The organism is Psychrobacter sp. 1U1, from assembly GCF_051847535.1.
GTDB classification, from domain to species: domain Bacteria; phylum Pseudomonadota; class Gammaproteobacteria; order Pseudomonadales; family Moraxellaceae; genus Psychrobacter; species Psychrobacter saeujeotis.
In genome coordinates, this window is the sequence record NZ_JBPYDD010000007.1 from 23,330 (window position 1) to 43,558 (window position 20,229).

Consider the following 20,229-nt stretch of genomic DNA (forward strand, 5'->3'; position numbering starts at 1 on the left):
TTCATCTTAAATTTAAATAGTATCGTTTTTATTCATGTCAGAGTTTGGGTATGATCTACCTCATACACAAATTTGGTTTTATCTTGAATAAAGGCAATCTATCATGAGTAAACAATTTACATATTCCATCTCGAGCATTCGTTTTGATGAAAACTATCAGCCTGCAGATAGCACACGTCTGACGACTAACTTTGCGAATTTGGCACGTGGCGAGAGTCGTCAAGAGAACTTACGCAAAACACTGACTATGATAAATAACCGTTTTAATGATCTCGCGCATTGGGATAACCCAACCGCCGACCGTTATTCTGTTGAAGTTGATATCATCTCTGCAGACTTAGATATCGAAGGCAATGGCCATACGTTCCCAGTCATTGAGACGCTGAAAACAACGATTATCGACCATAAAGAAAACAAGCGTATTGATGGCATGATTGGCAACAGCTTCTCATCTTACGTGCGTGATTATGACTTTAGCATCGTACTGCCAGCACATTTTGAGAAAAACCCAAAATCGCCACCAGCAGACGATTTTGGTGATTTGCACGGCAAACTGTTTCAACATTTATTGAACTCAGAAGCCTATCAAACCAACTTTAACAAACAACCTGTTATTTGCCTGAGTGTGTCAAGCAGTAAAGTCTATCAGCGTACAGGCAATCAGCATCCAGTATTAGGGGTAGAGTATAGACAAGATGAGTACTCTTTGACGGATGACTATTTTCATAAAATGGGCTTAACCGTGCGCTATTTTATGCCTGCCGGTAGTGTTGCGCCTCTAGCATTCTACTTTGCCGGTGACTTGCTCAGTGATTACACCGATTTGGAACTAATCAGCGCTATTGCGACGATGGAGACCTTCCAAAAGATTTACCGCCCTGAAATTTATAATGCCAACTCAACCGCGAGTCACGTATATCAGCCCAGTTTGAAGTACCAAGATTATTCGTTGACGCAAGTGGTCTATGACCGCGAAGAGCGTAGTCAGATGGCAGTAACGCAAGGCAAATTCGCCGAAGAGCAGTTTATTAAGCCGTATCGAAATATTTTAGAGGAGTGGGCGGCAGGCTTTGCGGTTAGCAGTTCGACGGCTAGAAAACGCGCAGCTTAATAGTATGCCATTCGCCAAGATATGAAACTAGTTCGATGTAGAGATTATTCAGTGAGACTGTTATACATTTTTCTTGCTTGCTGTGTCTACGCTGACAGAGGCTGCAAAAAATAGATAACAGTCTCTTCTCAAAAGACCATACATTTACTATAAAAACCAAAATATAAAAGACAAATCACTATGACAACATTATCATCAAAAGTACTATTGCCCACTTCAACCGCTGGCAGCTTACCCAAACCTTCTTGGTTGGCAGAACCTGAAAAAATTTGGTCGCCTTGGGCATTAGATGGCGAGCAGTTATTAGAAGCCAAACAAGACGCCTTGCGCGTGTCTTTGCAAGAGCAATTGCACGCAGGCATCGATATCGTCAGCGATGGCGAGCAGACGCGCCAGCATTTCGTGACGACCTTTATTGAGCATCTAGAAGGTGTCGATTTTGAAAACCGTGAAACGGTCAAAATACGTGATCGCTATGAGGCGAGCGTACCAACAGTGGTAGGCGCGGTCAGCCGTACTAAGCCCGTGTTTGTTGACGATGCTAAATTTCTACGTCAGCAAACCGATCAGCCGATCAAATGGGCGCTACCAGGCCCGATGACCATGATTGATACGCTATACGATGCGCATTATAAAAGCCGTGAAAAGCTAGCGTGGGAATTTGCTAAAATCCTTAACGAGGAAGCGCGCGAATTAGAAGCGGCTGGTGTCGATATTATTCAGTTCGATGAGCCTGCCTTTAACGTGTTCTTTGATGACGTTAATGACTGGGGCGTGGCTACGCTTGAGCGCGCTATCGAAGGGCTGAAGTGTGAAACGGCCGTGCATATCTGCTACGGCTATGGTATCGAAGCCAATAATAATTGGAAAAAAACACTGGGTTCCGAGTGGCGTCAATACGAGCAAGCGTTTCCTAAGTTGCAACAATCCAGCATCGATATTATCTCGCTTGAATGTCAAAACTCGCATGTGCCGATGGACTTGATAGAGCTGATTCGCGGTAAAAAAGTGATGATCGGTGCTATCGATGTCGCCACCAATACCATTGAAACGGCTGAGGAAGTGGCTGATACCTTACGCAAAGCCTTGCAGTTCGTCGATGCCGATAAGCTGTATCCATCGACCAACTGCGGCATGGCACCGCTCTCTCGTGAGGTTGCCCGCGGTAAGCTACAAGCATTAAGCGCTGGCGCTGCAATCGTGCGTCAAGAGCTGACGACTTAACCCCTTAGCTTGTTTATCCCCATGAGTGGCCTCAGTTACAAGCATACATATATTCGTGTAGGCTGGGCTTTTAGCCCAGCTTTTATATATTACAAAGTTATGATGCTGGGTTAAAAACCCAGCCTACAGCTAAGCGCATTTGAGAAACAAGCTGTGATAAATTTAGGATATTAGTTATGATTGAAGTCACTGATTTTAGAAATGCCATGTCGTTGCTCACGACAGCGGTGAATGTGATCACGACTAAAGGCGTGTCTGGCAGTCATGGTTTTACTGCATCCGCTGTTTGTAGTGTCAGCGATACGCCGCCAACTTTGCTGGTCTGTATGAATACGGCGGCACGCTCGCATGTGCATTTTGTAGAGAATAAAATCTTAACGGTTAATGTGCTAGGCGCGCAGCACGAACATTTATCCAATGCCTTTGCTTCCAGGTTAAGTGCAAAGGAGCGTTTTGCGCAGGGCGCTTGGACTGAGCTGGTCACTGGCGCGCCCGTACTACAAGATGCGTTGGTGAGCTTTGATTGCGTTATTGAGGATATTCAGCAAGTGGGCACTCATAGTGTGTTTATGTGCCGAGTAGTCGCTATCAGCCAATCTGAGCAAGATTCTGAGAGTGGCGAGAGTTTGGTCTATTTTAATCGCGCTTATCATCACGTTAGTCAAATACAAATGGCTTAAGTGATTCACCATTCAACTTCATTCAACTAAAAAGTACTCACCTGTGGAATTATTCATTTTTTTAATCATTGGCGCGCTAGCAGGGTTTGCAGCAGGGCTTTTTGGCGTAGGTGGCGGTACTATCATTGTACCGCTGCTATTTATTGTCTTTACCCAAATGGATTTCCCCGCTGATAACGTCATGCATCTGGCATTGGGTACCTCCCTTGCAACCATTATTATCACCTCTATCAGCTCGCTGATGGCGCACCATAAAAAAGGCGGCGTCATGTGGCCGGTCTTTAAAAACCTCGCCCCCGGTTTGGTGCTTGGTTGTTTTTTGGGCGCAGGAATTGCGGGACAGATATCTGGGTTATATCTTCAGCTTATCGTTGGCGTGTTTTTACTGTGGGTCGCCTATAAGATGTTTTTAGGTGGTAAAAAACAGGTCGCTAGTCATGCTAATGATGTCAGTAATACCAACCATAACAATATAGTACTACCCTCAAAACCTAAACAATTGGCGGCAGGTGGGGTAATTGGCATCGCTTCTGCTATCTTTGGTATTGGTGGCGGCAGCTTAACGGTGCCTTATCTCACCCGTTATAATGTGGTCATGCAAAAGGCGGTTGGCACCTCGGCGGCGTGTGGTCTACCTATTGCCATAGCAGGCGCGTTAGGGTTTATGTTTTTTGGTATGCAACAAGAAGTGAGTGTACCTAACACCATTGGTTTTGTGCATGTTTATGCCTTTTTGGGTGTCAGTATTATGAGCTTTTTTACGGCCAAAGTCGGCGCAAAAGTCGCTCATATGCTTTCACCGCAATTATTGAAAAAGTGTTTTTCAGTATTGTTATTCGTAGTTGGGCTTTATTTTCTTTATAAGGCGTTGGTTTGAGTATTTATATTGGTGTATTTAAAATTACGAATTTCTATTATGCGACTTAGTCTAATAAGAGTAGTTCTACTATAACAGTCTATTTTAAGTGGTCTGTTAATCGATTTTTGATGCCTTTTAGATGGTTCCTCTAGGGTACGCCTATAAAAGACTACAACCAGATTAAAACTACAAGAAATCTTGATCTGATCGAATGTAGTGAGACTTCATAGTAGGGTACTTAGAATTCGTTAACTACAAATTGACGAGAAGCTTCCCCATCTTTCATATCATACTAAATTTGGCGGATTTTACCTTTGGGGTTGGCATTAGTATCACCTTCTAAATATAGTGGGAACTGTCTAACCAATACATTCTCAACCAAGGCAAACTCATCATGTCCCATATAACCTTGTTTGAGTTTATCAGTCAGTTCTGGATGAGAGACTTCATTCCATGACATCCCTTCATTGTTCGAATAAGCAATGACATCACCATATGAGCCACTACCCACGCTTTGAGTAAAGACTAATATCTCATAGAACCCATCTTTATTAAGATCTCCTACCATGGCACTAACGACAGGATCATCAATGGATTTTTCAATCATATCTTCTCCCATTGTCTGAATTTTTAAGTTATAACCACCTTTAATATTAGGCGTACTCACTACACGCGCAGAAAAATCCGCATAGTGAAAGCTTTTATTATAGTTACCGCTTATGTTGGAAGTCGTATGATCCGCTTCAACGGTTATGGATGGTTTTGCGGGTGAGGTATCGTTCTTATCTAAGATATGTGTATTAGTATTCTGACATGCCGTTAAACTGAGTAACAGCGTGCTTAAAAGTAGTGCTTATTTCATACTAGCTTTGTTCCTTTAAGAAATTAGTATCGAAATTAATGACCGAAAAATTTCTGCTTAAGATACAACAGCAGATTGATCAAGCAATGTTGATACTTTAGAGAGCTTAATTTTCAGACTGTCTGCCGCACTAAGAATGACGTTGTCTAAACTGGTATAAACTATCGCAATATTTGCTCGTAATCTGAATTGTCCTGCAAAAAATACAATTATGAATAGTTTGTGAAAAGTACAAACTACCACTCTATTTATTTCCAACTCATATAAGATAGACCCAAATCAATATTGTTGTAGTTGCTTGTTTACTTAGGATCTCTATATGAATATTAAGATGATGATAATAATTGCTGTTACTGTCATTATTGCTTTCTGGCTAGGTATCAAAGCTCACGAATTTTATTATCATGATATTTGCTTGGATTTAGGCGGTGGTCAAAATCCAGGAAACTATCCTATTTGTGTCATTGAACGATAGCGATACTGCAATAATCTTTAAAGAAAGCATGCTTATAATTTTAGTTTATTGTCTAAAGGAGCTTTTATGAAATCTAAACTGTTTATCGGTGGCTCAATCCTGTTAGCGCTTGCTGCGTTTTTTGGACTGATGGAAACTATGTTTTATGGCGGCGTTAATTCTGAAGGTGTACTTCAAGAAAGTCTGTTTTTACCTCTAACTTTTATCTGCTTAGTCTTAGCAGTAATTTTATATGTCTCATTGCTGATCAAACAGGTAAAAACAAAACTAGCCCACAATCAAAGCCATTAACGCTTATTTTACGATAGCATCATTAACTAAGATTAACCCTTCATCTACATCAAGCGTTAGCTTATGAACACTTGAGTTGATTTTTTTATTTTGGTCAGTCTCTGTTTGATATTGACGTATAACGACATTGAACGTGTCTTGTCCATTATAATCTATCGTAGTCAGTGTACTGTACTCACCCAAAAGCTGTTGCCCATACTGGTTGATATTATTAGTACGGTAATCTAGCTCAAAAGCACCTAGATAGAGTGCGCTACTAGGTAGATCAGGGCTATCTAGACTGGATTTTTTATCCGAATCAGGATTGGTTAAAGTATAAGGCGCAACAAACTTAAAAATGTTTTTATCATTTGAAATACTCAACGCAGTGATATTAGTATAGTCTAGTGACGCTGAATAATTTTTACTATCTGCTAATACACCTCTCACATACGGTTTGCTATCTTGGCTGTCATTGGCACTGACAAACTCAGTTAACGCCACTTGATTCTTGTGGTCAGGAAAAGTGATATAAAACTGTCTATCAGTTTCGACATTAAACAGTTTCTGAATGACATTAGAAGACTTAGTTTCTAGTGTCTGCTCTAACGTTTTATCGATATGTTGACACCCAGTGAGCGTGGTTAATGTTACTAATGCAACGATTGAGCTGAGTTGTAAAATTTTCATGGCATCTTAAGTTTATTAATTATTTAAGTCATTTAAATGACTGTTTTTTTAATTGAGCATAGACCCTAATAGGCATTAAAAGATATCATGTAAAAATGGGCAACGTTGTTTTATTAACCACTTTTCTTACTGATAAGTGGGTATGTATGTCTTTAACGCTAGTCAGCTTATGCAACTTACGAGTAAACTCTTCATAACCATTGAGGTCTGCGCTGACTACTTCCAATAAGTAATCATAAGGGCCCGAGACAACATGGCCATTAATGACTTCGTCCATCTCAGATAACGCATTTTCAAAAGCGATAATTGACGCTTCTTGATGATTATTGAGACTGACTTCTACAAAAAAGCTCATCTTAATGCCAGTTTTCACTCTACTGACGTTTGCTTGGTAACCCTCTATATAGGATTCATCTTCTAAACGTTTCAGGCGCCTAGCACAAGGTGAGGGTGACAGACCAATGCGCTCGGCTAATTCAGCTGTCGATAAGCGTCCTTCTTTCTGAAGCACTTCCAAAATATGACGGTCGATTTTATCCATGTATTGCCTTTCTGGTGTTTTAAGCCAATAATTCTATATTAATTGGCATTATCCACTAAATAACTATAGATTTGCAATAAAAGAATAGAGATAAAAGCGCGATGTTTGATTGATAATTAGGCTTTGTATACAAGCTTAAGATATCGACATGAACACAATCTTTCAATCATCTCCGCGCAAAAACACCTTATTTGCAATGTCTCCGCTAGCGAAAGGCTATGTGGCTATGATTGCCGTGCTACTTATCTGGTCAGGCTTTGCATTGACTGTCCGAGCTATTGGTGGGTCATCGCTAAGTATTGCTGATGTCATGCTCATTCGATTTAGCGTGCCATTACTTTTATTGACGCCTTGGGCATACTCCAGTTTGAGGGAAATTAAAAGTATTAAATGGATTGATGTCTTATTTATATTATGTGGCGGCGTTCCCTTTCTGTTACTAGCTACCTTTGGCGCAAGAACTGCTCCTGCTGCTTACGTTGGTACTATTTTGACAGGGACGCCAGTATTCTTTGCCGCCCTCTTATCTTTTATTTTTTATCGTCAAAAGATATCGCTAAAAAAGTTTTTGGCATTCATTCTGATTCTGTTTGGTGTAACCGCTATGATTATAGGGAATGCAGGGTCTCCGCCTAAAAGCTTGCTACATGGCGTGGCCTTCTTATTGCTTGCAAGCTTGGTTTGGGCAGGTTATACCTTGGGTCTAAAAAATACGAAGTTGAGTCCGATAGCTGTGGCTATCGTACTTTCTTACACGTCATTTTTTATAGTATTAGTGATGGTTCTAGCTGGCATTTTAAAGACAAATTTAGGGGTCGTTTCTTTTGACGACGCCCTACCTTTTATTTTGGTACAAGGCGTTGGTGTTGGGGTGGTCTCAACCATTGGGTTTTCTTATGCGGTCAACAAACTGGGCTCCATTCGCACCTTGCTGCTTGGCTCTTTGTCTCCTGGACTGACCGCCTTACTCGCAGCATTGATACTTCATGAACCTTTAACAATGGTAGTGGTATTCGGCATAGTATTAAGCTCAATTGGCGTTATTGCATCTAATCGAGTGAAGTAAATGAAAACCAGTGAGCTATGCTAAAAAACCATAGAGCTAATTTTGATAAACGCACGTCTCGATAAACGCACAATTTTTGGTTTGATTATTATCGTTAAGCTATATAACTAAAATCTTCCCAGTTAATATCTATGAATTTGACAGCATAGGTCAGCTCGATGCCTATATAGCGTACCGATTACGAATAGTGTATGTATGATAGGTACACCATGAAGTACACTGCAACTATTTCAGTGAGTTAAAATATTGAGACTATTAGCCTGTAGCCTAAGATTCAAATCCTTATTAGAGAACTAAACCCTCAACACTCTCAACCCAATCAAACGCTTCTAAAATACGCATCCATTGATCGTCTAATCCTGCCGTTAGCGTTAAAGACTCACCAATGATTGGATGGCTAAACGCTAAACTTTGAGCATGTAGCAGCATGCGCGTGCAGTCATACTGACTACGGAAAAATCGATTATGCCGTCCATCGCCGTGGCTAGTATCACCCACTATAGGATGAAATAGATGTTTCATATGCCTGCGCAGCTGATGCTTGCGCCCTGTCTCAGGTATTAAGCGTATAAGACTATAGCGACTGGTGTCATGCTTTCTTGATACGGCAAAGGGCAATTCAATTTGCGCCAAGCTTTGCCAATGGGTTACCGCCTCTTGAGCTGGTTTGTCCAAGTTGGCAAATTTATCAGCGATGGCATCAGGCTTAAAACTGAGGGCATGGTCAATAGAGCCTTGCTCTGGCATGTAACCGCGTACTACCGCTAAATAGTGTTTGGTTACCTTGCGCTCAGTAAAAGCCTCAGTAAGGCTGCGCGCGACGCTTGAGCTTTTAGCAAATAGCAACACCCCTGATGTCGGTCTATCTAACCTATGTACTGGAAATACATGACACCCTACCGCATCGCGGGTGAGCTGCAGAGCAAAGCGCGTCTCGTCTTTGTCCAGCCAACTGCGATGGACGAGTAGTCCCGCCTCTTTATTAATGGCTACTAAAAACTCATCTTCATAAATGATTTCTATTTGGTCGGCGTGTTGGTCAGCGTTGCCGTTTTCGATATCCATGTTCATATTTTTGTCTTCAATGCTCATAATGTAGATGCCATCATTATATATTTACTGTCTCTTATACATATCTTTTTATCGCACCCATAATGGCATAATAAATTGGTACTGTATTTATACGCTGTACATAAAGGAACGATTATATTGAAGTATTCTGAAATTATTTATTCATAAATACATAAGCCCCCTTTGTCCTTATTGTAAATTATAAAAACCAATCTAGGCTGACGTCATTGTATTGTCATATCTGATAGATACACTGCAGACTTATGCAAGACAAGTACTTAAATTTTATAAGTGATTAGGTGAGTCGATATGTTAGAGCTTAGGCAGGTTACTAAGAAGTATGATGACAAAGTTATCTTTGAGGATATATCACTCAAAATAAATAGGGGCGAGATAGTTTCAATCTTAGGACCGTCCGGCTGCGGTAAGACTACTTTATTGCATATGATTCTAGGCTTAACCAATATTAGTGGTGGCCGAATTGCCTACAATGGTGAAGATATCACCCGAGTGCCGATGCAGGAGCGAGGATTTAATATTGTCTTTCAGGACTATGCGTTATTCCCTAACCTTAATGTCAAACAAAACATCGAATACGGTCTGCGTAACAATCCTAGTGTGAGTACACAACAAGAAGTCGATGAACTGATCGACTTACTCGATATTAAAGCGCATCTAAGTAAGCGTGTTCATCAGCTATCAGGCGGTCAAAAGCAGCGTGTCGCGCTGGCACGTACGTTAGTCATGAAGCCCAAGATACTACTATTAGATGAGCCTTTGTCGGCACTAGATGGGGTGATTAAAGAAACAGTCAAAGCGCGTATTCGTGAGATTGCAAAACGCTATCAGCTGACTACCTTGATCGTCACTCATGACCCAGAAGAAGCGATGACGTTATCAGATCGTATCTTACTGCTATCAGATGGCAAAGTCGCGCAATTCGCTCAGCCCGCTGAAATCATACACAACCCTGCCAATGATTTTGTCACCAACTTTATTCTCAATCAGCTCAATATCAAACGCCGCAATATCTTAAGCTTATTTGCCGACGGAATCTCTGAAGCCGACCCGCTAAGCAAATACACGCAAACCCAAAACTATGGACATCACGAGGCTGATATTAGCTGCCGTCTTACAGACTCTCATACCTTCACGGCTCATGATAAGCAACAGTCAAAAGACGCGGTAAAAGGCTGATTTTGTAGAAGTTTATAGTGGCTGAATCGGCAACTGAGATATTAACTATAGATGTCATTTAGTAAAAACCTGACTATTTGATTGTTTTGGACGTTTATGAAGCTGAGTAATCCACCCCAAGCAAAAGCCATTTGGCTGTTTGTGACGATTTTATTCATCGTTTTTTTATTTGTACCTTTAGGTAAGATGCTGGCGCTGTCACTAAATGTCGGCGATGGTATCGGCTTGGACAATTATACCGCCATCGCAAGTAGTGATGGCTTTCAGCAAGTGATGTTTAATAGTTTTTTTGTGGCGACGGTAAGTGCGCTGAGCGCCACCGTGCTTGCTTTTATTTTAGCTTATACCGTGCACTGGACTAATTTACCAAACGGCTTTAAAAAGGCCATCAAGGTTGCCGCCTTATTGCCCATGTTGTTGCCCACGGTGACTTATGGTTTTGCCATTATTTATACCTTTGGCAAGCAAGGATTATTGACTCAAATACTCGGCTTTCAGTTGTTTGAACATATATATGGCTTTCAAGGAATGTGGCTTGGCTATACCATTTATACCTTACCCATCGCCTTTTTATTACTCAATAATACCTTTCAGTATTTAGACAAAAAATTCGTTATCGTCTCAGAATTAATGGGCGATTCGTCTCTGCGCCAGTTTGACATGACGGTGATTCGCCCATTGATAGGCACCTTTGCCGCGGCCATGATTCAGTGTTTCTTTTTAGCCTTTACCGACTTTGGCATTCCGGCGTCCATTGGCGGGCAATATAAAGTCATCGCTATTGAACTTTATACACAAATATTAGGCGCCTCTCCTTCGTTTGAGAAAGGGGCGGTGGTCGCACTGTTCATGCTCATTCCATCGGTACTAAGCATTGCCATACTCTGGTATGTCGCGCGTTTTAATGTGCGTTACGACACGGTAGCAAATATCGACCTGCCTACTTCGAAAATCAAAGACCGAGCCTTAGCGCTATTATCGAGCGCTATCTTATTTTGCTTACTGATGGTCTTTGCGGTGATATTTATCATTCCGTGGATCAAGACGTGGCCTTATCAAATGCAGTTCAGCACAGAAACAGTCAGCAAGGTCTTAGAGTCCGCCAACCTAATGCGGGTCTATAGAAATTCACTGATCGTAGCAGTATTGACAGCTATCTTTGGTACCTTAATCACTTACTTTTCAGCATTGTTGTGCGAGCGCTCTGGTTTATTCAGAATCGGTAAATTCAGTATCCAGAGCTCAGCGTTGGTGACCAACACGGTACCAGGGATGGTCGTGGGTATTGCTTATCTGATGGTGTTTTCAGGCTCTGCTGTCGCCAATACTATTTTTATTATCGTGATAAGCAACATCATTCACTACTTTGCCACCCCTTATCTGATGAGTAAAAATGCACTGACTAAGATGAATCTAGGCTGGGAGACGACGGCGAGCTTACTGGGTGATTCATGGTTTGCGACGCTGCGGCGCGTGGTGATTCCCAATTCATTCTTTACCTTAATCGAGGTGGCGTCCTTCTACTTTATCAGCGCCATGGTGACGATTAGTGCGGTTATCTTTATCTCTGGTGCCAAAACCATGGTGCTTACCACTAAAATCGTAGAGTTACAGCATTTTGCGCGCTTTGATGAGATTTTTATCTTATCGCTGATGATATTGCTGACCAATATCTGCGCCTTGATCCTGTTTGCCAGCATTCGTCATCTATATAGCAGGCGACTCTACGGCACACCGAAAATAATCACCGAAAAAGCTGTTACCGCAAAGGCTGTTTAATCTATCGATAAGTTTTATGTAAGCCAATTTTAATAACTAATCTCTAATAATTAAACCTTCAATAAAATATATAGGATACATAATGTTTTCATTCAAAACGTTAATGGTGAGTCTTGCTTTCGGATTCACATTGGTAGGCTGTAGCTCAGCCGCTTCTAAGGACAATAGTATAGAGGAAGTCATCATCTATAGTAACGCCGACGAAGAAGCGGTAGAAGTCATCCAAGAAGTATTAGATCAAGCGGGCTATGAAGGTCAATATATCTTCCAATCCTTTGGCACCGGTGAGCTTGGCGGGCGTTTATTGGCGGAAGGTAAAAACACAGAGGCAGACTTGGTCACCATGAGCTCGTTTTATTTAGAGAGCGCGCAGGCAAAGCATTCGATGTTTAAAGAGCTAGCGTTTAAGGTCAATCCTCAAGTGACAGTACCTAATTACTATGCCCCCATTCTCAGTTTTACTGGGGCAATGATTTTAAATACGAAAGAGATGGCTGTACAAAATCTGCCTAGACCAACCAGTGCCAGAGATTTGGCAAATCCAGTCTACAAAAATAAAATTGCGATGGTTGATCCTAATGGCTCATCGACTGGTTGGTTATTTGTTCAAAACATCACATCTGCCTATGGCGAAAATGACGAAGGACAAAAAATCATGAACAGTATTCGTAAAAATGCTGGTCCCAATTTAGAGCTATCAGGATCAGGCCCATTGAAAAAAGTCATGGCAGGTGAAGTGCCTATTGGCTTTGGTATGCGTCATCAAGCTGTCGTGAATAAAGATGAAGGTCTGCCTATTGATTATATTGATCCTAGCGAAGGCAACTATACGCTGAGTGAATCAGTCGCTGTTATCGATAAAGGAAACAAAACCAATCAAAATGCAATGGAAATAGCCGAAATTATCACCAAAAATGCGCGACCACAACTATTAGAGATATATCCAAATGTCGTCTATGACGGTGAAACAGTGGCACCTGAGAACCAAGTCAAAAATGTAAAAACCTATGCTGAACCGCTGACCGCTGAGTTATTAGATAAGCATAGAGCTTTTTTTCACGGTCAAAAGATATAAGTTCTAATTTTTGAGGTTAAAACCAAGGAACATCGCTATGCAGTTATTAACCAAATTATCCCCAAAAAAATACGATGTGGTGATCGTCGGTGGTGGCATCGTCGGCCTTGCCAGTGCTTATGCTGCCGTCAAGAAGGGACTAAGTGTCGCATTGGTAGAGCGTGAGTCACAAAATAAAGATGCGTCAGTGCGTAATTTCGGTTTTGTTACCGTCAGTGGTCAGCAACGGGGCGAGCATTGGCAACGAGCCATGCATACGCGTGATGTCTGGGCAGATATTGCGCCAAAAGCAGGTATCGACGTCGAGCATAGTGGCTTACATATGCTCATGCAACGTCCAGAGGCGATGGAGGTCGCTGAAGCATTTTTACAAACAGAAATGGGGGAGTCTTGTCGCTTACTGACTCAATCTGAAATCGTAGAAAACGTACCTTATCTCAAAAAAGGTCTGGGTGTGTTGTATAGCCCTCATGAGCTCAGAGTTGAATCAAAAACTGCCATTGGCAAATTGGCAAATTGGCTCAATCAAGTGTACGGTGTGGACTTTTATAATAAAACGACCGTTCATTCGATTGAGCTGCCGATGGTTCATACCAGTCGCGGTACGCTACATGCAGAGCATTGTGTGGTCTGTCCTGGAACAGATTTACACAGCTTATATCCAGTGACTTTGGCGAAGGCTAAGGCCAAACTATGCACCCTGAATATGATGCGTGTGATGCCAAAAAAAGCGTTTAAGTTAAATGCTGCGGTGATGTCGGATCTCAGCTTTGCTCGTTATGATGGATTTGCCCAATTACCCGAAGCAAGAGGGCTAATCAATTTATTAGACGATATCCAGTCAGCCGAGCGCAAAGCAGGCGTACATCTGATCGTGGTGCAGTCTGCTGATGGCTCTCTTATCATCGGCGACAGTCATGACTATAGCGACAGAGAGCTGCCTTTTAGAGATGTGCGCATTGATGATTTGATTACAAATGAGTTTGATCAAATGATGAATATTGGTGAGAGTGACATTACTCAGCACTGGTTAGGTGTCTATCCCAGCGGTGATGATGTAGTGTTTAAAGCGTCTCCAGAAAAAGGTGTGGTTGTCGGCACTATTACAAGCGGCACTGGCGCGTCAACAGGCTTTGCATTTGGTGAAGAGTTAATTCATTTGGTATTGGAGTCAAAATAATGAAGGCAGATATTAATAGTATTAAAGATCCATTCGAGCAGATCAAGCTATGTGTGTTTGATATGGCAGGTACCACCGTAAATGAAGAAAATTTAGTCTACAAAACCGTACGCGATGCGATCAATCAAGCGCTTAGTTCTGACGATAAAAAGGTGGGTTTAGATCCTTGCTTAGCGTTTGGCGCTGGCAAGGAAAAACGCCAAGCGATCAACGACATACTAAATGAATTGAATATCACAGATGATGAGGTTGAATCACTTACCGATACCGCATTTACGATATTCAAAACCCGATTGACAAAGGCTTATACAGCAGAGACTTTGGCGCCCTTCGAGGGGATGCTGGAGCTGTTTGATCAGCTAAAAGCAACGGGTAGAAAGGTAGTCTTAAACACCGGCTACGATGCAACGACCGCCAATAACATATTGACTATCTTGGGTTGGTCGGTGGGCCGCGAGATTGATGCGCTGATTACAGCCGACGATGTCACTAATGGTCGTCCTGCACCAGATATGATTACGTTAGCGATGGACAAGTTTGGGGTAAAAGACTCAAAACACGTGTTAAAGGCAGGCGATAGTGGTATAGATATTGAAGAAGGCAAAAACGCCAATTGTGGTCTCTGTGTAGGCGTGCTAAGCGGCGCGCAAACCAAAGCACAGCTTGAGACGTATGCGCCAGATATCATACTAGAGACGTTGACTGATTTGGCTGAATTGATGTAGACGCTTAAGTGGTTATCAGCAGGTGTGATAAATGGTTGATAATATATCGACAGCTCCATTGCGATGGAGCTTGTTTTATTTTCATTATTCCAAAAAAACCTCCGCCATTTGTTTTGCATAAGATAGCGGAGGATTCGGTATGTTACTGTAGTATTTAAAATAAAACCTTATTTATTAATAAGTTTTAATTAAAAATCAATAACTTATACTATTCGACTGTGACACTCTTGGCCAAGTTACGTGGCTGATCGACGTCTGTACCGCGCATAACAGCGACATGGTACGACAACAGCTGCACAGGAACACTATAAACGATCGGTGCGAGTATCTCGCAGACATCAGGTACATAGACCACATGCAATCTATCTTCCGCTACCATTTGGCTAGCTTCACTGGCGAATACAAACAGCTCACCGTGGCGCGCATGTACCTCTTGCATGTTGGCTTTAAGCTTATCGAACATATTGTCTTTTGGTGCAAGTACCACAATTGGCATGTCTTTATCTACCAATGCCAACGGACCGTGTTTTAGCTCACCTGCCGCATAGCCTTCAGCGTGGATATAGGAGATTTCTTTCAGCTTAAGCGCGCCTTCTAAGGCAATTGGGAACTGCAAACCGCGACCTAAGAACAGGCAGCTCTTCTTCTCTTCAAAGCTTTCACTCATCGCTTTAATAGGAGTATCAAGCTTTAAGCTGGCATGAAGCTGACCCGGTAGCTTATGCAAGTTTTCTAGTAATGACGTCAAACGCTCATTATCGATACGCTCTTGTACGACTCCAATCTTTAACAATAATAGCACTAGCGCGACAAGCTGGGTGGTAAAGGCTTTGGTAGACGCGACACCAATTTCAGGCCCTGCAAGTGTTGGCAAGAAGATATCCGTCTCGCGTACTAATGATGACGTTGGTACGTTACACAGTGCCAAACTCACTAGACCTTCTGGTTTATGCTTTTGAATCTCACGTAGCGCCGATAAAGTATCAGCTGTTTCACCAGATTGTGAGATACAAACGACGAGCGAATTATCGACAACAACAGGATTACGATAGCGGAACTCGCTTGCGATTTCGACCGAGCAGGGCAGACGTGTTAAATTTTCAAACCAATACTTTGCGACCATACCCGCATGATAGCTGGTACCACAAGCGAGTACTTGAATGTGTTTAACACCAGCGAGCTTGGTTTCGTGACGGTCTAAAAAGTCATCGCGTAGTTTGGTCGTTTCACCATTATCTACTGCCATCTCAACCGTACGAGCGACCGCATCTGGCTGCTCATAGATTTCTTTGAGCATATAATGCTTAAACTCGCCCTTATCGGCATTATGCTGCTTGGCATCTATCTCATGTACTTTGCGACTGACTTCTACGCCGTCCGCATAAACACGAATATGTTCACGTGTAATATTAGCAATATCGCCTTCTTCTAGGTACATAAATCGGTTGGTAACTGGCAATAGCGCCAATTGATCTGACGCAATAAAGTTCTCACCGATACCCACACCGATGACCAAAGGTGAGCCCAAACGTACAGCAATGAGCTCTTCTGGACTGTCTACATGGACGATGCCAAGGGCAAATGCACCATGTAATAACGGCGTAACTGTGCGAACAGCTTCTAGTAGATCAGATGTTTTTTGATAAACATCATTGATCAGATGCGCGACTACTTCGGTATCTGTCTGTGATGTAAACTCATAACCTTTGGCCATCAAGTCTTCTTTTAGCTCAGCGTAGTTTTCAACGATACCGTTATGAACGACCGCGATTTTACCTGAGACGTGGGGATGCGCATTACGTTGTGCAGGCTCGCCATGAGTTGCCCAGCGTGTGTGCGCAATACCAATATGACCATCAAAATTGGCTGGATCATTCGCGACTGCATTAACCAATGCCAGTACTTTGCCTACTTGACGTTCACGATGTAATTCACCATTACGAATGACCGTCAAGCCCGCAGAATCATAGCCTCGATATTCCAAACGCTTTAGGCCTTCAAGTAAAATATTAGCGATATTACGCTCAGCAACTGCGCCTACAATTCCGCACATAGCTATTCCTTAAGTTAAATTTTTAATGATGTTAGACAAATAAAAGTGAATCAAAAACAATGTATACAAATCAGTAGTGAATAAATAAGCTGTAAGTATTCAAAAGTTATTTAATATATAAGTCATATTATTAAGCAGCACCGCAAAATTGCCGCGCTGCTCAAGTTGGTTATGATTTCGCTACTAAACGCTTAACTATAAACTTACTACTATCAGCTAACTATTTCGACTTTTTAGTTGGACGTTGAAAATCTGCTTTTTGTACCTGACGAGCGCGACCCAAAGCCAAGGCATTACTATCAACATCTTCTGTAATTACAGATCCTGCCGCAACTACCGCAGTATCGCCAACCGTTACTGGAGCAACCAGACTCACATTGGAGCCAACAAAAGCATTATTGTTAATAATAGTTTGCGACTTATTCACACCATCATAGTTACAGGTAATGACTCCAGCACCGATATTGACATCAGTACCTACGGTCGCATCGCCAACGTAACTGAGGTGATTGACTTTACTACCATGACCGATAGTCGACTTTTTAATCTCAACAAAGTTGCCAACTTTACTGTTGTCAGATAATACGGTTTCAGGGCGCAAGTTTGCAAAAGGACCAACATCAACACCAGCACCGACCTCAGCGCGATCAAGCACGCAGTACGGTTTGATATGACAAGCATTGCCAATCTGAGTGTTTTTGATAACACAACCAGCTTCGATATAAACATTGTCGCCTAAAGTACAGTCACCTTCAAAGACCACACCGACATCGACGAATACGTCTTGCCCCACGCTTAGCGTACCACGTATATCAACACGAGTCGGGTCAGCAAACTGTACACCAGCTTCTTGCAAGTCAGCGACTAGCTTATTTTGCCAAGTACGCTCCAAGCTGGCCAATTGTTGACGGTTGTTAACCCCTTCAATCTCAAACGTATGTTCAGGCTCGATCGCTGCAATCGTTACACCATCAGCAACCGCCATTTTTACGATATCGGTCAAATAATATTCTTGTTGCGCATTGTCATTTGATAATTCAGGCAAGTATTTATGAAGCAGAGCGTTATCAACGCAATAAATGCCACTGTTGATCTCTTTAATACGCTGTTCATCGGCGCTAGCGTCTTTTTGCTCAACGATGGCTTCAACATTTCCTGATGCATCACGCTTGATACGACCCAATCCAAATGGATTGTCCACTGTTAACGTCAGCATCGACATGCCATCAGTGTTGGCTGTTTGTAGTGTCGCTAAAGTCTGACAGCTTACTAAGGGTACATCACCATATAAAATAAGACTTTGGCCATCTTTTGGCAATTGCTCTAAGGCAACTTTAACGGCATGACCTGTACCCAACTGTTCAGTCTGCGCGACCCATGTAATTGGTAAATGCGCATATTGACTATCCATCGCTGTCTGTACTTGATCGCCGCCAAAACCATAAACCACAATAGTTTTAGTAACAGTCAACTCATCACAAGTGTCTAAGACGTGTCCTAATAGAGGTTTGCCTGCTAATGTCTGCAAAACTTTTGGCTTAGCAGACTGCATACGCGTGCCTTTTCCGGCAGCAAGGATAATTACAGAAAGGGAATTTGTCATAAGTACTCTATAATAGGTGTAACAGAATATGATAAGATTATAACGCAAATGTCGAGAAAAACATATTCATTTAAGTGAATATTATGATACTTTGTTATCGTTGGGTTTATAGTAATGAGGTAGTTTGTAACATAATTCGCTAAAATAGCAGTTATTTATACTAGCATGCCTATCATAACAACAATCCAAACAGCTGCGGCCATAATACCGGCAATAATGTCGTCGAGCATAATACCAAGACCGCCTGAGACTTTTTTATCTGCCCAACCAATGGGTGGTGGTTTAATGATATCAAAGAAGCGGAAAAGTACAAATGCGATTACAAGAGCAATAATAGACAAACTTTGTGAAATATCGTGCCAAAAATTCGTAACAGTAATACCCGTATAAGAAAACGGCAATAAAGTAATCCACATACCAGCCCACTCATCCCAAACGATATGCGGATCATCATGTCCTTGCATCAAATCAGAGGTACGACCGCATATCCAGATACCAATAATGCAAGATAGTATTGTGATAATCAGAAACGGTACAAAACCTAAGCTCATAAGCGGTATCGCAATGATCAAACCACCAACCGTTCCCCAAGTACCCGGAGCACGGCGAGGTAGACCGCTTCCTAAACCAATACCAAGCCAATAAACAATACGGTCAAGTAGGCTGGCATTAGCAGGTAGCGGTGGGCAATCGTTTGCTTTACGAATATCGGGCTTAGATAAGTCATGATCCGTCATGGATTAACCTGCAAAATGTTGGTAACCAGTAAGAGTAGGCCAAGTGGCAAAGGGGGTAGAGTTCGTAGGCGTTACTGGTTGGCCCTGATACAAAAGCTTTGGCCGTAAACTATCTGCAATATCTGCCTCGTTTACGGCTATCACTTCACCAATACAGGTGACTGGCGTGTTGCTGCTGTTAATAGTAGGCGGCTCAATATGAGCAGGTAAGGTAAACGCCAATTCATAATCATCGCCACCTGCCAGCTGACATAATAAGCGTTCAGATAAATCAACGCTTGCTAGGGGTTGGCTAGTCGGCAGCTGCTCCAAATCAATGCGCATACCAACAGCGCTCTGCTTGCAGATATGTCCAAGGTCTTGATATAGACCATCTGAGATATCTATCATCGCCGTTGCGCCAATCTGTGCCAACGCTGAACCTAAGGCAATACGCGGCGTAGGCGTATGCAAACGATGAGCCAGCTCTAAACCTTGGCGGCTGTTGGAGTGCTGTAAAGCGTAGGCGGCATCACCAAGGGTGCCTGAGACATAGACTTTGTCACCGACTTGGGCGCCCGAGCGGTAGACTGCTGGCGTGCTTGCGGCTAATAACCCTTGTGCGCTAACGCTGAGTACTAAGTTCTCACTGCGCGTGGTATCACCGCCAATAAGGGTCACGTCAAACAGTTGGCAGGCATGAAATAAGCCTTTAGCAAAGTTTATGAGCCAAGTCTCAGTTGCCAAACGCTCAGGCAGTGCTAGCGCCAGCAAAATACTATGCGGCGTTGCCCCCATAGCAGCGATATCTGAGACGTTAACGGCGACAGCCTTGTAACCGATGGCAAACGCCAACTCGTTAATTTTCTCCCAATCGGCACTAAAGTGTCGACCTTGAACCAAGGTGTCAATACAGCTAACCAAGCGCGCGCCTACAGGTAATGCCATCACCGACGCATCATCGCCGATGCCTTTTTCGACATCATCAGCTAAAGAATGTGCTGCTTGCATTTGTGTAAATATGCGCTCGATTAGCTCAAATTCATTCATGG

The 20,229-nt window shown here is 42.5% G+C and carries 20 protein-coding genes; 12 read left to right on the plus strand and 8 right to left on the minus strand.

The genetic code is table 11. The features are described 5' to 3' along the window. Positions 1 to 103 precede the first annotated feature (103 nt). From ACS8FB_RS11060 to ACS8FB_RS11075, 4 genes are all read left to right on the plus strand, one after another. Positions 104 to 1,111 carry a DUF1852 domain-containing protein gene (locus ACS8FB_RS11060; RefSeq protein ID WP_439262954.1) on the plus strand — a complete coding sequence of 336 codons (1,008 nt, stop codon included), beginning with the start codon at positions 104 to 106 and terminating at the stop codon, positions 1,109 to 1,111. 180 nt (positions 1,112 to 1,291) lie between these two features. Beyond that, positions 1,292 to 2,335, plus strand: coding sequence for a methionine synthase (locus ACS8FB_RS11065; RefSeq protein ID WP_439262956.1), 1,044 nt, complete (start codon positions 1,292 to 1,294; stop codon positions 2,333 to 2,335). A 176-nt stretch (positions 2,336 to 2,511) separates the two neighbouring features. Further along, positions 2,512 to 3,015: a flavin reductase gene (locus tag ACS8FB_RS11070; RefSeq protein ID WP_439262958.1), complete on the plus strand. Its 504-nt coding sequence runs from the start codon at positions 2,512 to 2,514 to the stop codon at positions 3,013 to 3,015. Positions 3,016 to 3,058: 43 nt separating this feature from the next. Continuing rightward, positions 3,059 to 3,892: a sulfite exporter TauE/SafE family protein gene (locus ACS8FB_RS11075; protein ID WP_439262960.1), complete on the plus strand. Its 834-nt coding sequence runs from the start codon at positions 3,059 to 3,061 to the stop codon at positions 3,890 to 3,892. Positions 3,893 to 4,166: 274 nt separating this feature from the next. Here ACS8FB_RS11075 and ACS8FB_RS11080 read toward each other — a convergent pair whose 3' ends face one another. Beyond that, positions 4,167 to 4,481, minus strand: a complete 315-nt coding sequence (locus ACS8FB_RS11080; RefSeq protein WP_439262962.1) for a hypothetical protein — start codon at positions 4,479 to 4,481, stop codon at positions 4,167 to 4,169. 574 nt (positions 4,482 to 5,055) lie between these two features. Between ACS8FB_RS11080 and ACS8FB_RS11085 the strand changes: the two genes are divergently transcribed. Together ACS8FB_RS11085 and ACS8FB_RS11090 are read left to right on the plus strand one after the other, a co-directional pair. Beyond that, entirely contained in the window at positions 5,056 to 5,211 is a 156-nt protein-coding gene (locus ACS8FB_RS11085; RefSeq protein WP_439262964.1) for a hypothetical protein, read from the plus strand. Positions 5,212 to 5,277: 66 nt separating this feature from the next. Then, a complete protein-coding gene (locus ACS8FB_RS11090) occupies positions 5,278 to 5,502 on the plus strand; it encodes a hypothetical protein (RefSeq protein WP_439262966.1) in 225 nt (74 codons plus the stop codon). Between the two features lie 3 nt (positions 5,503 to 5,505). Here ACS8FB_RS11090 and ACS8FB_RS11095 read toward each other — a convergent pair whose 3' ends face one another. Further along, positions 5,506 to 6,171, minus strand: a complete 666-nt coding sequence (locus tag ACS8FB_RS11095) for a hypothetical protein (RefSeq protein WP_439262968.1) — start codon at positions 6,169 to 6,171, stop codon at positions 5,506 to 5,508. Between the two features lie 85 nt (positions 6,172 to 6,256). Beyond that, positions 6,257 to 6,712, minus strand: coding sequence for an Lrp/AsnC family transcriptional regulator (locus ACS8FB_RS11100; protein WP_439262970.1), 456 nt, complete (start codon positions 6,710 to 6,712; stop codon positions 6,257 to 6,259). Between the two features lie 148 nt (positions 6,713 to 6,860). Here ACS8FB_RS11100 and ACS8FB_RS11105 point away from each other — a divergent pair, with 148 nt between their 5' ends. Then, the gene (locus ACS8FB_RS11105; RefSeq protein WP_439262972.1) at positions 6,861 to 7,778 is read left to right on the plus strand and encodes a DMT family transporter; all 918 of its coding nucleotides are present in this window, start codon (positions 6,861 to 6,863) and stop codon (positions 7,776 to 7,778) included. A gap of 285 nt (positions 7,779 to 8,063) precedes the next feature. On the opposite strand, the gene truC is transcribed toward ACS8FB_RS11105, so the two are convergent. Then, a complete protein-coding gene (truC, locus tag ACS8FB_RS11110) occupies positions 8,064 to 8,843 on the minus strand; it encodes a tRNA pseudouridine(65) synthase TruC (RefSeq protein ID WP_439263172.1) in 780 nt (259 codons plus the stop codon). Positions 8,844 to 9,158: 315 nt separating this feature from the next. On the opposite strand from truC, the gene ACS8FB_RS11115 reads away from it, so the two are divergent. The 5 genes from ACS8FB_RS11115 (at position 9,159) to ACS8FB_RS11135 (ending at position 14,805) form a co-directional block, all read left to right on the plus strand. Further along, positions 9,159 to 10,046: an ABC transporter ATP-binding protein gene (locus ACS8FB_RS11115; RefSeq protein ID WP_439262973.1), complete on the plus strand. Its 888-nt coding sequence runs from the start codon at positions 9,159 to 9,161 to the stop codon at positions 10,044 to 10,046. 96 nt (positions 10,047 to 10,142) lie between these two features. Continuing rightward, the gene (locus ACS8FB_RS11120; RefSeq protein ID WP_439262974.1) at positions 10,143 to 11,825 is read left to right on the plus strand and encodes an ABC transporter permease subunit; all 1,683 of its coding nucleotides are present in this window, start codon (positions 10,143 to 10,145) and stop codon (positions 11,823 to 11,825) included. Between the two features lie 82 nt (positions 11,826 to 11,907). Beyond that, a complete protein-coding gene (locus tag ACS8FB_RS11125) occupies positions 11,908 to 12,900 on the plus strand; it encodes an ABC transporter substrate-binding protein (RefSeq protein WP_439262975.1) in 993 nt (330 codons plus the stop codon). Between the two features lie 37 nt (positions 12,901 to 12,937). After that, the gene (locus ACS8FB_RS11130; RefSeq protein WP_439262977.1) at positions 12,938 to 14,080 is read left to right on the plus strand and encodes a TIGR03364 family FAD-dependent oxidoreductase; all 1,143 of its coding nucleotides are present in this window, start codon (positions 12,938 to 12,940) and stop codon (positions 14,078 to 14,080) included. Beyond that, positions 14,080 to 14,805 carry an HAD family hydrolase gene (locus ACS8FB_RS11135; protein ID WP_439262978.1) on the plus strand — a complete coding sequence of 242 codons (726 nt, stop codon included), beginning with the start codon at positions 14,080 to 14,082 and terminating at the stop codon, positions 14,803 to 14,805. Before ACS8FB_RS11130 ends, ACS8FB_RS11135 begins: the two co-directional genes overlap by 1 nt. Positions 14,806 to 15,013: 208 nt before the next feature. On the opposite strand, the gene glmS is transcribed toward ACS8FB_RS11135, so the two are convergent. The 4 genes from glmS to thiL form a co-directional block, all read right to left on the minus strand. Then, a complete protein-coding gene (glmS, locus tag ACS8FB_RS11140) occupies positions 15,014 to 16,858 on the minus strand; it encodes a glutamine--fructose-6-phosphate transaminase (isomerizing) (RefSeq protein ID WP_439262980.1) in 1,845 nt (614 codons plus the stop codon). 220 nt (positions 16,859 to 17,078) lie between these two features. Beyond that, positions 17,079 to 18,461 carry a bifunctional UDP-N-acetylglucosamine diphosphorylase/glucosamine-1-phosphate N-acetyltransferase GlmU gene (gene glmU, locus ACS8FB_RS11145; protein WP_439262982.1) on the minus strand — a complete coding sequence of 461 codons (1,383 nt, stop codon included), beginning with the start codon at positions 18,459 to 18,461 and terminating at the stop codon, positions 17,079 to 17,081. A gap of 155 nt (positions 18,462 to 18,616) precedes the next feature. Further along, positions 18,617 to 19,198 carry a phosphatidylglycerophosphatase A family protein gene (locus tag ACS8FB_RS11150; protein ID WP_439262984.1) on the minus strand — a complete coding sequence of 194 codons (582 nt, stop codon included), beginning with the start codon at positions 19,196 to 19,198 and terminating at the stop codon, positions 18,617 to 18,619. A gap of 3 nt (positions 19,199 to 19,201) precedes the next feature. Beyond that, complete coding sequence (gene thiL / locus ACS8FB_RS11155; protein ID WP_439262986.1) at positions 19,202 to 20,227, minus strand: thiamine-phosphate kinase; 1,026 nt, start codon at positions 20,225 to 20,227, stop codon at positions 19,202 to 19,204. Positions 20,228 to 20,229 lie beyond the last annotated feature (2 nt).